13 protein-coding genes and 1 pseudogene are annotated in these 12,561 nt (G+C 66.0%); 7 read left to right on the forward strand and 7 right to left on the reverse strand.

Going from position 1 to position 12,561, the window contains the following annotated elements; all coding sequences use genetic code 11:
- Nucleotides 1-44: 44 nt before the first annotated feature.
- Nucleotides 45-842, forward strand: coding sequence for a S1 family peptidase (locus tag LG661_RS10670; protein WP_230531863.1), 798 nt, complete (start codon nt 45-47; stop codon nt 840-842).
- A gap of 14 nt (nt 843-856) precedes the next feature.
- On the opposite strand, the gene LG661_RS10675 is transcribed toward LG661_RS10670, so the two are convergent.
- The 5 genes and pseudogenes from LG661_RS10675 to LG661_RS10695 all read right to left on the reverse strand — a co-directional run bounded on the left by LG661_RS10675 (nt 857) and on the right by LG661_RS10695 (nt 4,766).
- Entirely contained in the window at nt 857-1,168 is a 312-nt protein-coding gene (locus LG661_RS10675; protein ID WP_456085511.1) for a transposase, read from the reverse strand.
- A gap of 14 nt (nt 1,169-1,182) precedes the next feature.
- Nucleotides 1,183-1,545 (reverse strand): hypothetical protein, encoded by a 363-nt coding sequence (locus LG661_RS10680; protein WP_230531865.1) that lies wholly within the window; start codon nt 1,543-1,545, stop codon nt 1,183-1,185.
- Nucleotides 1,517-2,680 (reverse strand): phage portal protein, encoded by a 1,164-nt coding sequence (locus LG661_RS10685; protein WP_230531866.1) that lies wholly within the window; start codon nt 2,678-2,680, stop codon nt 1,517-1,519. The genes LG661_RS10680 and LG661_RS10685 overlap by 29 nt, the downstream gene beginning before the upstream one ends.
- Before the next feature lie 262 nt (nt 2,681-2,942).
- A pseudogene (locus tag LG661_RS10690) lies at nt 2,943-4,183 on the reverse strand (DNA-packaging protein).
- Between the two features lie 19 nt (nt 4,184-4,202).
- On the reverse strand, nt 4,203-4,766 hold the full coding sequence (locus LG661_RS10695; RefSeq protein WP_230531867.1) for a hypothetical protein: 564 nt from the start codon (nt 4,764-4,766) through the stop codon (nt 4,203-4,205).
- Nucleotides 4,767-5,048: 282 nt separating this feature from the next.
- On the opposite strand from LG661_RS10695, the gene LG661_RS10700 reads away from it, so the two are divergent.
- Nucleotides 5,049-5,699 (forward strand): hypothetical protein, encoded by a 651-nt coding sequence (locus LG661_RS10700; protein WP_230531868.1) that lies wholly within the window; start codon nt 5,049-5,051, stop codon nt 5,697-5,699.
- A 211-nt stretch (nt 5,700-5,910) separates the two neighbouring features.
- Complete coding sequence (locus LG661_RS10705) at nt 5,911-6,510, forward strand: hypothetical protein (RefSeq protein ID WP_456085512.1); 600 nt, start codon at nt 5,911-5,913, stop codon at nt 6,508-6,510.
- Here LG661_RS10705 and LG661_RS10710 read toward each other — a convergent pair.
- The gene (locus tag LG661_RS10710) at nt 6,446-7,471 is read right to left on the reverse strand and encodes an endonuclease/exonuclease/phosphatase family protein (RefSeq protein ID WP_230531870.1); all 1,026 of its coding nucleotides are present in this window, start codon (nt 7,469-7,471) and stop codon (nt 6,446-6,448) included. The genes LG661_RS10705 and LG661_RS10710 overlap by 65 nt on opposite strands.
- 162 nt (nt 7,472-7,633) lie before the next feature.
- Between LG661_RS10710 and LG661_RS10715 the strand changes: the two genes are divergently transcribed.
- From LG661_RS10715 to LG661_RS10730, 4 genes are all read left to right on the forward strand, one after another.
- Nucleotides 7,634-7,798, forward strand: coding sequence for a hypothetical protein (locus LG661_RS10715; protein WP_230531871.1), 165 nt, complete (start codon nt 7,634-7,636; stop codon nt 7,796-7,798).
- 208 nt (nt 7,799-8,006) lie between these two features.
- Complete coding sequence (locus tag LG661_RS10720) at nt 8,007-9,329, forward strand: sensor histidine kinase (protein ID WP_230531872.1); 1,323 nt, start codon at nt 8,007-8,009, stop codon at nt 9,327-9,329.
- A gap of 218 nt (nt 9,330-9,547) precedes the next feature.
- Complete coding sequence (locus LG661_RS10725; RefSeq protein WP_230531873.1) at nt 9,548-10,636, forward strand: TRAP transporter substrate-binding protein; 1,089 nt, start codon at nt 9,548-9,550, stop codon at nt 10,634-10,636.
- A 107-nt stretch (nt 10,637-10,743) separates the two neighbouring features.
- The gene (locus LG661_RS10730) at nt 10,744-11,373 is read left to right on the forward strand and encodes a DUF2939 domain-containing protein (protein WP_230531874.1); all 630 of its coding nucleotides are present in this window, start codon (nt 10,744-10,746) and stop codon (nt 11,371-11,373) included.
- 573 nt (nt 11,374-11,946) lie between these two features.
- Here the strand turns inward: LG661_RS10730 and LG661_RS10735 are convergent.
- Nucleotides 11,947-12,441, reverse strand: a complete 495-nt coding sequence (locus tag LG661_RS10735) for a YcgN family cysteine cluster protein (RefSeq protein ID WP_230531875.1) — start codon at nt 12,439-12,441, stop codon at nt 11,947-11,949.
- Nucleotides 12,442-12,561 lie beyond the last annotated feature (120 nt).

Raw genomic sequence — 12,561 nt, forward strand, 5'->3', positions numbered from 1 at the left:
ATCCTTCCCATACCGTAACACTTTTCAGTTCGGCGATTCCCCCGATGCGCGCCCTTTCCGTTCTCGTTCTTGCCGTTCTCGCCTTCATGGCAGGCCCAGCCCAGGCCGTTGTCCTGGGCACGCCGTCCCGCGACCCGAACGGGTTGCGGCGCTCCGTGGTCTGGGTCGAGAACTCCGCCGGAGAACTCTGCTCCGGCGCGGTGGTCGGGCCGGATCTCGTGCTGACGGCCGCCCATTGCGTGACCGACAGGGCCACATACCGGGTGGTCGCGGCAAACCGGACCTTCAAGCCGCAGCGGTTCAGGGTCACCGTCATCGCCATGCACCCGTCCTTCGTGAGGGGCACGACGCCGCGCACCCAGCCCGGCGTGGATCTCGCGCTCCTCAAGGTCGACCGCCCCTTCGGCCCCGACTATCTCGCCCTCGACCCGCGCCAGGCCGGCTCGGTCGGGCTGGGCTCCTCCGTGGTCATCGCCGGGTTCGGCGTGCTGTCGGAGCGCCAGCGGCGCACGGCCCGCACCCTGCGCGAGGCCAGCTTGATCTCGCTGGGTCCCGTGCAGGTGGCCAACCGCGTCCTCATCATCGCCGACCGCGCCCGCCTGGCCGAGACGGCGGGAGCCGGAGCCTGCCGGGGCGATTCCGGCGGTCCGATCCTCACCGCCAATGGCGGCGTCTACCGGCTCTTCGGCATCGTAAGCTGGTCGAGCGGAGCCCTTCGTCCGCGCGACCTCAGCGCCTGCGGCGGCCTGACCGCCGTGACGCCGGTGGCGGAGCATATCGACTGGATCAACGCCAGCATCCGCATGCTCAGCGCCCCGAACGGCGCGTGGGCGAGGCGCTAGAGTATCCGTTTTGATCAAGCGGATTTTGGGGTCCAGTGTCGCTGGTCTCGCAGGAGCGCATTGGCGAGAATGATGAGCTTGCGCATGATCGCCGTCAGGGCAACTTTGGGCGGCTTTCCGGCTGCGAGCAGAGCCTGGTACTTGGCTTTCAGATCCGGATTGAAGCGGGCCGCCACCAGCGCCGGCATATAGAGCGCCTGACGCAGATGGGCGCGACCACCGCGGATCGTGCGGCGGCCGCGCGAGGCCCCGCTGTCGCGCGCCATCGGAGCCAGGCCGGCGAGGCTGGCCACCTGGCTCTGTTCAAGGCTGCCGAGTTCGGGCATCTCGACGAGCAGGCTCACGGCGGTGGCTTGGGCGATGGCGGGATGCTCATGAGGATCGCCAGGCGCGGCGCGAGATCCGCATCGCCCAGGCACAGGCCCTGAAGCTGCGCGTCGATGGCAGCCAGCTGGCGGGCGATCTGGCGCAGCCGCTGGGCGAGCTGACGCCGCAACAAGGCAGAGCGGACCACTTTCTGCCGGTTGAGAGCGGCGGTGCGGTCCTTGATCAGCGCCTGTCCCGCCACCACCAGCTCCTTCATGGCATCCAGAGTAGGGCTGAGCACGGGCCGGGTGGGCGGCTCGAGCAGGGCTCCAAAGCGTGCCCCCGCAAGGGTGAGGGAAAGGTTGCGCTTACACCGCGCCACCCGACTTGCGCCCATACCCCACCGCCTCCCGCTTCTCGTCGTCCGTCAGGAACGTCGCCGCGGCCACGCGCCGCCAGAGGCATTCGCGCTCGTCGGCGAGCGCCTCGACGGCGTCGAGATCGGGTTCGAGGGCGAGTGCCTCGCGGTAGGCGGGCGCGAGCCAGTGGGCGAGCGCCTCCGCCGTGCGCTTGACCAGCGGAATGACCGTCTGGCGGTAGAAGGCGCGGTTGGCTTCTGCGTAATTGGCGTGGGTGTTGTCGCCGGGCATGCCCAGCAGCAGCGGCGGCACGCCGAAGGCGAGCGCGATCTCGCGGGCGGCCGCCGCCTTCGCCTCGACGAAGTCCATGTCCTTGGGCGAGAGCGAGAGCGGCTTCCAGTCGAGGCCGCCCTCCCGCAGCAGCGGACGGCCCGCATTGCCCGCGCCCTGATAGTTCGTTTCCAGCCCTCCCTTCAGGCGGTCGAACTGCGCGTCGGTGAGCGTCGTCCCGCCCACCACCAGCGCGCCGGAGGGCCGCGCCGCGTTGTCGAGGAGCTCCTTGTTCCACGCGCCCGCCGCGTTGTGGATGTCCAGAGCCGCAGCCGCCGCCTCCATGGGCGAGAGGCCGTAATGGTCGTCCGCCGGATGGAAGAGCGTGAGATGCAGGATCGGCGGCACCGCCTCCCCGCCTTGCGCGAAGCGCATGGTCTGCGCGCCCACCGCATATTCGTCGGCCGAGGGCCAGCCATCCGCGCCCGGCACCACGCGCATCCGGTCGGGGCGCAGCGCATGAAGCTCCTGCGGCGCGCCCTCGACGGCGACCGCTTCCACATAGGCGTTGCCGGACACCATGAGATGTCCGTAGACGCTCTCGAAAAAGCGCTGCCCGCCCTCCCGTGCGTTGGGCCTGGCGAGAAGCGCGAGCAGCGGATGCGTCGTCAGCTCCCTCTCCTCGCTCGTGAGCACCAGCGGCAGCGACGCCGCCGCCTCGGCCACGAGCCGCACGGCGCGGTGCACGATGGCGTTCTTCTGAAATCCCTCGCGGGCGAGCGGCGCGTAGTCGCGCGGCGTCCACACGGCGCGTCCGGCCACATAGAACGCAACGGCGGCCTGGGCGCGCGAGGCCTTGGCCTCGGGCGGCGCCTGGAGCCAGCGGGTCAATCGGTTCAGCATGAAAAACTCCTGGCCACATCTGGGCAATCCATAGCCCTCATCCTTCGAGACGCCGCTTGCAGCGGCTCCTCAGGATGAGGGCAGCGTTTCAAAAAGACCGGGATCGCCGGCACAGGGGCTTTGATGTCGCGAAGAATGTCATTCCCGGCCGGAGATGACGCAGCCGTCGGAGGGGAAGGGAATCCACTGTCATGCGCTGCGTCGTGGATCCCCTTCCCGGCTGCTCCGCAGCCGCCGGGGGTGACAACGGTGTGCGCCCTCCTCACAACACCCGCACCCGCGGCTCGCGGCGCTCGCGCAGCATCAATTCGGTGAGCGCCCAGACCAGCGCGTCGAGCCGGTCGGGGGAGCGGCCGGACGTGAGGCCCGAAGGTCCGAAATCGCAGAGTTCGTCCTCCAATTCCGGTAGCGCGCCCACATGGCGCACGCGCGCTTGAGCGTAGAGAACGGAGACGGGCTCCGCGCGCAGATATTTTCCCCGCGTGGCGCGCACGCTCGTCACCCGCACGGACGCATCGACCTCGCGGATCACGTTCGCAGCCATTTCGCCGCCCTGGTTCGTCTCGACCACGAGGGCGTCGGCCTGGAGCCTGCGATAAAGTGCGACGGCCTTCGCCGCCCATTCGGGCGGCTTCAGGCCCGACGCGGTGGCGTCCTCCAGCACGTAGGATATGCCGGTCTCGTCCACGCCCGCCGCGACGATGCCGCAGGCATCCGCGCGCTTGGACGAGGAGGCGGGCGGATCGACCGCCACGACGATGCGAAGAAGCGGCGGCGCGGCGTCGGCGCTGTTCGCCCCGATCGCGTCGCGGGTCCAGAGCGCATCGGGGCGATCCTCGATGATGTCGCCATCGAGCTCCTGCCGCCCGAGCCGCGTGCCAGCATAGCGGCCGACGACCGTCTCGAGAAAGGCGGGCGCGAGGTTCTCCGCATTGTCCGCTGTCTTCGCCCGCGACACCGCCACCGCGGGATCGGCGAGGAAGCGCTTGAGCAGCGGAATCGGACGCGGCGTGGTCGTCACCATCTGGCGCGGATGCGCGCCCAGGCGAAGCCCGAACTGCAGCATGTCCCAGGTCTCGTCCACGTGCCTCCACTTTGCGAGCTCGTCCGCCCAGGCCGCCTCGAATTGAGGGCCGCGCAAGCTGTCCGGGTCCTCCGCCGAGAACACATGCGCCACCGCGCCGTTCGGCCATTCGAGCTTGCGCAAGGACGGCGACCAGGTGGGCCGCTCGTGGCGCGCGTGGATGGCGAGGATGCCCGCGGGCCCCTCCGCCATCACGTTGCGGGCATCCGCAAAGGTCTCGCCGACGAGCGCGATGCGGCGCAAGGGGGCCTGCCCGAAATCGGATCGCCCAGCGCGATGCCTCGGACCCATTCGGAGCCGGCGCGGGTCTTGCCCGCCCCGCGCCCGCCGAGCATGAGCCAGATGGCCCAGAAAGCGCGCGTGCGGGCCAGCCCCGGCAGGCGCTGATCGGGCCGGCAGCGCACCGGCCAGTGGCGCATGAGCGCCTTGAGGTCATGTTCAGACCAGGAGGCCGTCGCGTCCGAGAGCCTCCTCCTCCGCGATAACCCGGTCAAGGTAGCGAGCAAGCTCCTCATGGAGCTCGTGGATGCTGCGTCGGGGTGTGCCGTCATGGGGTTCGGGGGCATCGGGTGCGCCTTCCTGCTCCAGAAGGGCCTGCGCCGTCATCAGCGTCTTGGCGTAGGACGCGAGGATCTGAGCCGTCTTGGCGTGGCTCGTCACGCGTCCGGCGCGCTGCTCCTTCACCAGGGCCTTGATTTGAGATTTCGTCACGCGCGCCAGGGATCGCGCCGTGTCGTGCAGGGCGGCGGCGGCGGACGCGGAGGAGGTCTCGGCCGGATCGTCGGCCCGGCCTTCCACCGTCGCCTCGATCCCATCCTTGTCCTTCAGCGCGAGGGCCGCCGCCCGGTGCGGCCAACCCCAGCTGTCCCGGAGCCGCACGAAGGTCCTGCGGCTCACATCGATCCGGGCTGCGATCTCATGCAGGTTCATCGCAGGGCAGTTGAAATAATACTCGTAAGCCCGCCGCTTCTGTTCGGCGGACACTTCGATTGCAGCAGCCATGGGACAATCCAATAAAAAAACCGCCCAAGCGGGGCTTGGGCGGTGCAACATCGGACCCAAAAGGGAGGTCCGCTGACGGGTCCGATGCTCAGGGCAATGACGAAGCCGGTAGTTGGGGGGCATCCACACTTCGTCAGTGTTCACGTTTTGTACTCTAAGAGCGTCGCGCTGTCAAGCCTGATTTCGCTGCGGTTTGACCGGCCTCGGATTTTGTTATTAAGTTACATTATATGAGAGGCATCGTGCCATGCCCTCGGCCTGGCCAGTACGGAGTTCCGCGCCATGACCATCCTGTCCCCCACCGGCGAAACCCGGGTGAACAGCTATCTTGCTCGCAATCAGTGGGGTTCCGAGGTGATCGCCTTGCCGGATGGAGGTTGGCTGGTCGTCTGGCAGTCCGGGAATCAGGATGGTTCGAGTTACGGAATTTACCAGCAGCGTTTCGATTCCCGAGGATACGCGCTCGGACCTGAAACCCAGCTCAACACTTATACGACGAACGGGCAGCAGGTCCCCTCGATAGCGCTTCTGGCTGACGGTGGGTGGGTTGTCGCGTGGCAGTCCTGGGCGCAGGGCGGCTCCGGCGACGGCGTTTACATGCAGCGTTACGATGACGAAGGGCGCCCACAGCTCCTGGACGAGGCCGGCTTGCCGATGGAAGTCCAGATCAGCGCAACGTCCTTCAGAAGCCAGCATTCGGCTCAGATCACGGCAATGCCCGATGGCGGCTGGCTCGTGACCTGGACGTCCAGCAGCGCAGATCGTTACGACATCCACCAGCAGCGCTACAACTCCTTCGGGGAGGCGATCGGCCCCACGACGCCCACGGGCATCAACCTCTCCGCCCGCCGGGTTCCGGAGGGCGCGCCCAGGGACACCCCGGTGGGCGCTCTGTCCGCGGTGGTGCTCGACGATACGCAGCCCCTGACCTGACGATGCGGACAGGCGCTTCGACATCGACCGCAGCGGCGGCAAGGCGCGGATCGTCGTCGAGAACGGCGCCAAGATCGACTACGAGCAGGCGCGCTCGCACTGGGTGCAGGTGGAGACCGAGGACCGCTACGGGGGCAAGGCCACGGCGTGGTTCCGGATCTGGGTGGACGACGTGACGAGCGAGAACGTCAAGGGCGACAAGGCCGGCGACGTGCTGAAAGGCGGCAAGGACAAGGACCGCTTCGACGGCGGCTCCGGCAACGACCGGCTCTGGGGCGGCAAGGGGAAAGACGCGTTCGTATTCGACACGAAGCCGAACAAGAGCAAGAACCTGGACAAGCTCGCGGACTTCAAGGTCAAGGACGACACGATCTGGCTCGACAACAAATACTTCAAGAAGATCGGCTCGGGCTCGGAGCGCAATCCCAAGAAGCTGAAGAAGGACTTCTTCACCGTCGGCTCCGAGGCCGAGGACAAGAACGACCGCATCGTCTACGACAGGAAGAAGGGCGTCCTGTACTACGATGCGGACGGCTCGGGCTCGAAGGATGCGGTGGCGTTCGCCAAGCTCAAGAAGAACCTCAANGTACTACGATGCGGACGGCTCGGGCTCGAAGGATGCGGTGGCGTTCGCCAAGCTCAAGAAGAACCTCAATTTGACCTACAAGGACTTCTACGTCATCTGAGACTTCTACGTCATCTGACGGGCGAGGGCCTCCCCCCTCGCCTTCTCCACCCCTTAGTCCTCAGGGCGCAATATCCACGACCAGCATGTCGTGGTCGGAAACCGGCCCGCCCTCGCCGTCCGTGACCTCATGGACCTGCGGGTTCTCAGGCGTCACGCCACGGGTGACGATCCAGTCGAGCTTGCCGAAGGGCGGCGCGTGCTTGTTCGAGGGGCCGGGATTCTGGGTCGGTCTGGCGAGATTGGCGGCGGACCATGCGAAGCCCGCCGCGCGCAGGTCCGCGAAGAGCGGCTCGAACCGCTCAGGCTCCTGCAACAGCAGATGCCGCTCGTCCTCGCCCCGCGGCAGCGCCTTGGTGTTGAAGTCGCCGCCGATGATGCAGGGCTCGTCGGGGGCGAGAGAGTCGAGGGCGCGCAGCAGGTTCCGCATCTGCGCTTGCCGGTCCTGGGGATCGGTCTTGCTTTCGAGATGCACGCTCACGACCCAGAGCGGGCGCGGCGCATCGACGATGCGCGCGGCGAGCGCCATGCGTCCGCCGATGCGCCGCTGCGCCCCGTTGCGGCCCGGAAACCAAAGGCCGTTCTCCTCCAGCGGGATCAGGTGCGCATCCTCCAGGGACAGCCCACTCACGATGGCGTTGCCGTGAAAGCCGAGGGCGTTGCGCTCGCCCGCGTGGCGGCGCATCTCGCCCTTGTCGCCGAGGTCGAGCTCGACGAACTCGACGCCGTAGAGATAGCCCTCCCCCGCCGCCTCTGCGAGTTCGCGGACCGTGTGGACGTTGCCCGAGCGGACCATGCCGGCATCCGCCTCGCTGAGAAGGACCAGATGAGCGCCGGTCCGGTCCAGCATGCGCCGGACCGCCGCGCGGTCCTTCAGCCGCTCCGCGTTGAGGGCGGCGATTCGCAGCCGGCCCGGCCATGGCACGGGCGATGCGGGCGCTCGCTGCTCCACCTCATGCAGCGCCTCGATGCGCGCGATGAAGCCGTCATGCGTCCCGCGCTCCGGAGAGGCCGCCCGCGCTTCCTCGAGAACGGCATCGTCCGGCGCGGTCAGGGCGGGCACGACCCGGTCGATCAGGGGGCGCATCGCTTGTTCGCCGGCAGGGTTCTGGCTCATTGCCGGGATATGGAGCAGCCGGTCTGCGCTGCGAGAGCCGCAAGCTTTGCAATTTTTTCTGCACCCCTAGGAACCTTCCCATTCCCGCCCGGTTTAAGGGCACGGGACCAATCACAAAACGGGGAGCAGACCATGACCCTTTGGGCCACCATCGTCGCGCTCGCAGCCGGCGCGCTCGTCCATTTCGAGGCCTCGCCCTCCTTCCTCATCGAAATCGCGGAACTGGTCGGGGTCATCGCCCTGTTCACGCTGGTCTGCGCCGCCGAGGCCTTCAGCGAGCCCAGAGCCAAGCGCTAGGCATCCGCCTTCTCCAGTCAGCGCCTTGAATCCGGCGGGCGTCGAGAGCGCCGGATCGGATTGCGCTTCCGTTAAAACGTGATTACATTGCGTATTGATGGACGCCGCGACCCACAAACCTGCAAATTCCAATGAATTGCAGCGGAGCACGACCGACCTTGCCGCCCCCTTCCCTTACAGGAGCGCGCCAGGAACTTCGGACGATGCATTGCAGGCAGCTTTCAACCGTGCGGTTGACAGCAAGGTCAACACACAACTCTCCGTTATCGTCGAGGGAATCGGGGACGCCTTCTACGCGCTCGACGGGAATTGGCGCTTCACTTACATCAACCGCGCCGCGGAGGCCTATTTCGGCATCTCCCGCGAGATGATGCTCCACCACCAGATCTGGGACCTCTTCCCCGGAGCCGAAGGGACGGCGCTCAGACGCCGCTATGAGGAGGTCGTCGCCTCGGGCGAGCCGGCCTCCTTCGAATCGGAAGCCGTCGGCGTGCCGGGACGCTATCTCGAATTCCACGTCTTCCCCTATGAAGGCGGCCTGGGGGTGAGCTTCCGGGACTGGACGGAGCGCCGCCGCGCCGAGGAGGAGCTGCGCGAGAGCGAAGCGCGGCTGAGCTCGCTCGCCAACAATGCGCTCGCCTGCATGTTCTACCAAACGAGCCACTCCTCCGACTTCCGGGAGCGCAAGGTTCTCTACGTCTCCAAAACCTGCGAGAGGCTCACCGGCATCCCGGCGGAGGTGGTGCAGGCCGATCCGGGTCTTCTCTACAACCTCGTCCTTCCCGAATACCGGGAGGAGATGCTCGCGCGGGAGATCGAGGCCCAACACGCGCTCAGGGCCTTCCAGTCCGAGTTCGAGATGTGGCATGCGCAGACCGGGGAGGCCCGCTGGCACCGGATCATCGTGACCCCGCGCCGGCTCGAGAACGGCGCCCATGTCTGGGATGGCATCCAGATCGACGTTACCGACCACAAGCGCGCCGAGGTGCACCTGCGCCTGCTCGTGAACGAGCTGAACCATCGGGTGAAGAACACGCTCGCCACGGTACAGTCCCTCACCGCCCAGAGCTTCAACAGGCCCGGCTCGCGGCGGAGCGAAGAAGCCGCGAATGCCTATAGGACCTTCGAGGCGCGCCTCTTCGCCCTGGCCCGCGGGCACGACGTTCTGACCCGGGAGAACTGGGAGGGTGCGAGCCTCGCCGATATCGTCGCCCAGACCTTCGCGCCCTACCGCTGCGAGGACCCGGAGGAATGCCCCCGGATCCAGATCGACGGACCGGACCTGCGCGTCCCGCCCCCGGTCGCCCTGAGCCTGTCGATGGCGCTGCATGAGCTGTCCACCAACGCGCTGAAGTACGGCGCCTTGGGATCGTCGGGTGGGCAGGTCCGCGTCTCCTGGCCCGTCGCCAGGAAGGATCAGGCCACCCGCCTGTCCATGCGCTGGGAGGAGCACGGTGGACCGACCGTCCCTCCGCCCTCCCGCAAGGGCTTCGGCTCGCGCCTGATCCAGCAGGGACTGGCCGGGAGCTGAACGGAACCGTGGAGCTTTCCTACCATCCGGCGGGCGTGGTCTGCACCATCGACGTGCCTCTTTCCTGAGCAAATCCCTGAAGGAAACCAGGATTTTCCACCATTCGCATAAACCATTGGTCGACAAAAGCCCGAAAGCGTCTTGCGGGCTGCACCCGATTTGGTGTCAATAGGCGCCAAGTGACGGAGTCACGATCCTAAGGGAGGAGTATAAGTACAATGAAGCGTCGTCAGTTTTTGCAGGCTGCAACCGTTGGTGCCGCCTCGACGGCCGTTGCGGCTCCGGCCATCGCCCAGTCGATGCCGGAAATGAAGTGGCGTCTGCAGTCCGGCTTCCCGAAGTCGCTCGATACCATCTACGGCGGCGCCGAGGTGATCTCGAAGTTCGTGTCGGAAGCCACGGACGGCAAGTTCCAGATCCAGCCCTTCGCCGCCGGTGAAATCGTCGGCACGCCCCAGGTGGCGGACGCCGTGGGCAATGGCACCATCGAGATGGGCCATACCTGCTCCTACTACTATTTCGGCAAGGATCCGACCTTCGCCATCGGCACGGCGATCCCGTTCGGCCTCAATGCCCGCCAGACCAATGCCTGGATGTATCACGGCACCGGCAACGACCTGCTGAACGAGTTCTACGCCAAGCACAACCTGTACGGCATGCCCGCGGGCAACACCGGCGTGCAGATGGGCGGCTGGTTCCGTAAGGAGATCAAGTCGGTCCAGGACATCCAGGGCCTCAAGATGCGCATCGCCGGTCTCGCCGGCATGGTCATGCAGAAGCTCGGTGCCGTGCCGCAGCAGATCCCCGGCGGCGACATCTATCCGGCTCTCGAGCGCGGCACCATCGACGCCGCCGAGTGGGTCGGCCCCTACGATGACGAGAAGCTCGGCTTCGCGAAGGTTGCCCCATACTACTACTATCCGGGCTTCTGGGAGGGCGGCCCCGCCATCCATCTCTTCATCAACAACGCAAAGTGGAAGGAACTCCCGAAGGCGTATCAGGCGATCCTGACGGCTGCTGCTGGCTACGCCAATGCCGACATGCTGGCGAAGTACGACGCCCGCAACCCGGCCGCTCTGCGCCGCCTGCTCGGCGCCGGCACGCAGCTGCGCCCCTTCTCCCAGGAGATCCTGGACGCGGCCTACAAGGCGGCGGGCGAGGTCTACGACGAGGTTTCGGCCAAGAACGCCGACTTCAAGAAGATCTACGACAATTACCGCGCCTTCCGGAACGAGGAATACCTCTGGTTCCAGGTGGCCGAGTACGCCTACGACACCTTCATGATCCGCGCCCGCGCTCGCGGCTAAGCGGATCTCAAGGCCAGACTTCGAAAGGGCGACCGGAAGGTCGCCCTTTTTCGTTGTGCGTTAGCGCACAGCACTAAACTTTAAGGTGCGAGTTCTATGGACGCCCCATGGCCTGGACCTTCCGCATCTCCCTCCTCCTCTTTCTCGCCCTGATCGGCTTCATCGCGTCGCCTTTCGTGGCGCTTTTCGATCTTGCCAGGGCTGTGGAGGCGCGCGACCTGGCCCGGATCGAGGAGCGGGTGAATTTTCGCGCCCTGCGCATGTCGCTTTCCCGTCAGATTGCGGGGGCCTATCTCGGCGCGCGGGACCTCGGCGGCCTCGACCGTCAGGCCGCTGCCGGTGCAGGGTCGGTCGTGCTCAATCCCGTCGTGGAGGAACTCGTCACGCCCGAGGCGCTCATGGACCTCCTCTCGAAGGGCTGGCCTCAGCAGGGCTCCCAGGTCGGCAGCGGGTCGCTCCAACCCGTTTCCGCCCGTCTCGACTTCCGTTCGGCCGAAGAGTTGCTGCGGATCTTCGTGATGTCGGAATCGCAAGGGTTCCGCGCCGTGATCGTGCCCCTTCCAGCGGACCAGCCGAGGGACAAGCAATTCAGGGTCACCCTGCGGCTGAGCGGCGCTACCTGGCGTCTCACGGGCCTCGACCTTCCCCAGGACCTCCGAAAGTCCCTGATCGCCCGCGCATCGCGCGCCGAAAGGAAAGCGTTGAGAGAACCGAAGCTGCGCGAGGGGGATCTGTGATTTGCGTCCGGTCCGATCGGGTTGCTGACGGATGGGCCTAAGGCTTCGCCGGCAAGATCAGCGATATTGAAACAGAACAAGCAATAGCAAACGATACGCTCTTCTTGTCAGTGCAACAGAACCCAGCCCACTGTTATGAGCGGAAACATTGTTCCGAGAACAAAGCAGATCACATGAGAGGTCATTTCTATTTCCTCCTCTCATGCGACAACTTTCAGGGCCCTATTCCGTTCCTGCCAAGACATGTTTCAGGTCTCAACGCAACGCCCAAGCTTGCATCGACTATACAAGCCTAAGCTTACGGTCCCGGAGACGATCAGGCATCTGGATGTCCTCCAGAACGAAAAAGGGGTTCACACGCTCTAAGCGGGAACCCCTCGATGACAGCGATGTCATGCACTTTTGAAGCATCCGGCACGCGCCGGCAGAATTCATTGTCGATGTCTCGTCGGATCCCGCGACGCTCCCGATCGGTCGCGCGTCAGCAGGATCGCAGCTCAAGCTTAGGCGGCGTCATTGTCTTAGCCTCCTGCTCTCTGCAGGCGCCGAATCTGCGACTGGTGGCCGCAGACGTCAAGGATGAACATCTTCCCTGGGCCAGTCCGCAATGCGCTCCAGGAGCTCGGCAATGCTGAAGTCCTCCTCGGGCCCGGCTACGCGGTCGCGGACAGAGATCCCCGCCGCATGGACCGTATCGGGATCGCCGGAGACCAGCGGATGCCACCAGTAAAGGTCCTGTCCCTCGGCCAGGAGGCGATAGGCGCAGGTCTGCGGCAGCCAGGACAGGCTGCGGACCCCTTCCGGCGTCAGGCGCACACAATCGGCCACCTTGGACTGGCGGTTCGGGTAATCCCGGCAGCGGCAGCAATGGCCGTCGAGCAGGGTGCAACCGACGTCCGTGTAGTGGATCTCGCCCGTGTCCTCGTCCTCCAGCTTGACGAGGCAGCAGCGGCCGCAGCCGTCACAGAGGCTCTCCCACTCGTCGAGGGTCATGGCTTCGAGGGACTTCAAGCGCCAGAAGGGCGGCTCCTCCGGCGCGGGAGACGGGATTAACGCGTTGTGTTGCATCCGGGATCGGTAGCCTTCTTTTGAGGCGGTTTGAGGGAGAGGTGTGAAGTCGCACGGACCTTAAGAGGGTTTTCCTCTAAAGGGGTATGTCTATATGAACCGGAAAACATGTTTGTGAGT

The sequence above is a fragment of the Microvirga roseola genome (assembly GCF_020866965.1).
Taxonomy (GTDB): Bacteria; Pseudomonadota; Alphaproteobacteria; order Rhizobiales; family Beijerinckiaceae; genus Microvirga; species Microvirga roseola.

Excerpts from the sequence above, each read along its gene's own strand:
- LG661_RS10710 (WP_230531870.1), bottom strand. The coding sequence starts at position 7,471 with ATGCGCCCCCTGATCGACCGGGTCGTGCCCGCCCTGACCGCGCCGGAC.
- LG661_RS10715 (WP_230531871.1), top strand. The coding sequence starts at position 7,634 with ATGACCCTTTGGGCCACCATCGTCGCGCTCGCAGCCGGCGCGCTCGTC.
- LG661_RS10735 (WP_230531875.1), bottom strand. The coding sequence starts at position 12,441 with ATGCAACACAACGCGTTAATCCCGTCTCCCGCGCCGGAGGAGCCGCCC.
- LG661_RS10685 (WP_230531866.1), bottom strand. The coding sequence starts at position 2,680 with ATGCTGAACCGATTGACCCGCTGGCTCCAGGCGCCGCCCGAGGCCAAG.
- LG661_RS10680 (WP_230531865.1), bottom strand. The coding sequence starts at position 1,545 with ATGGGCGCAAGTCGGGTGGCGCGGTGTAAGCGCAACCTTTCCCTCACC.
- LG661_RS10695 (WP_230531867.1), bottom strand. The coding sequence starts at position 4,766 with ATGGCTGCTGCAATCGAAGTGTCCGCCGAACAGAAGCGGCGGGCTTAC.
- LG661_RS10700 (WP_230531868.1), top strand. The coding sequence starts at position 5,049 with ATGACCATCCTGTCCCCCACCGGCGAAACCCGGGTGAACAGCTATCTT.
- LG661_RS10675 (WP_456085511.1), bottom strand. The coding sequence starts at position 1,168 with ATGCCCGAACTCGGCAGCCTTGAACAGAGCCAGGTGGCCAGCCTCGCC.
- LG661_RS10670 (WP_230531863.1), top strand. The coding sequence starts at position 45 with ATGCGCGCCCTTTCCGTTCTCGTTCTTGCCGTTCTCGCCTTCATGGCA.
- LG661_RS10730 (WP_230531874.1), top strand. The coding sequence starts at position 10,744 with ATGGCCTGGACCTTCCGCATCTCCCTCCTCCTCTTTCTCGCCCTGATC.
- LG661_RS10725 (WP_230531873.1), top strand. The coding sequence starts at position 9,548 with ATGAAGCGTCGTCAGTTTTTGCAGGCTGCAACCGTTGGTGCCGCCTCG.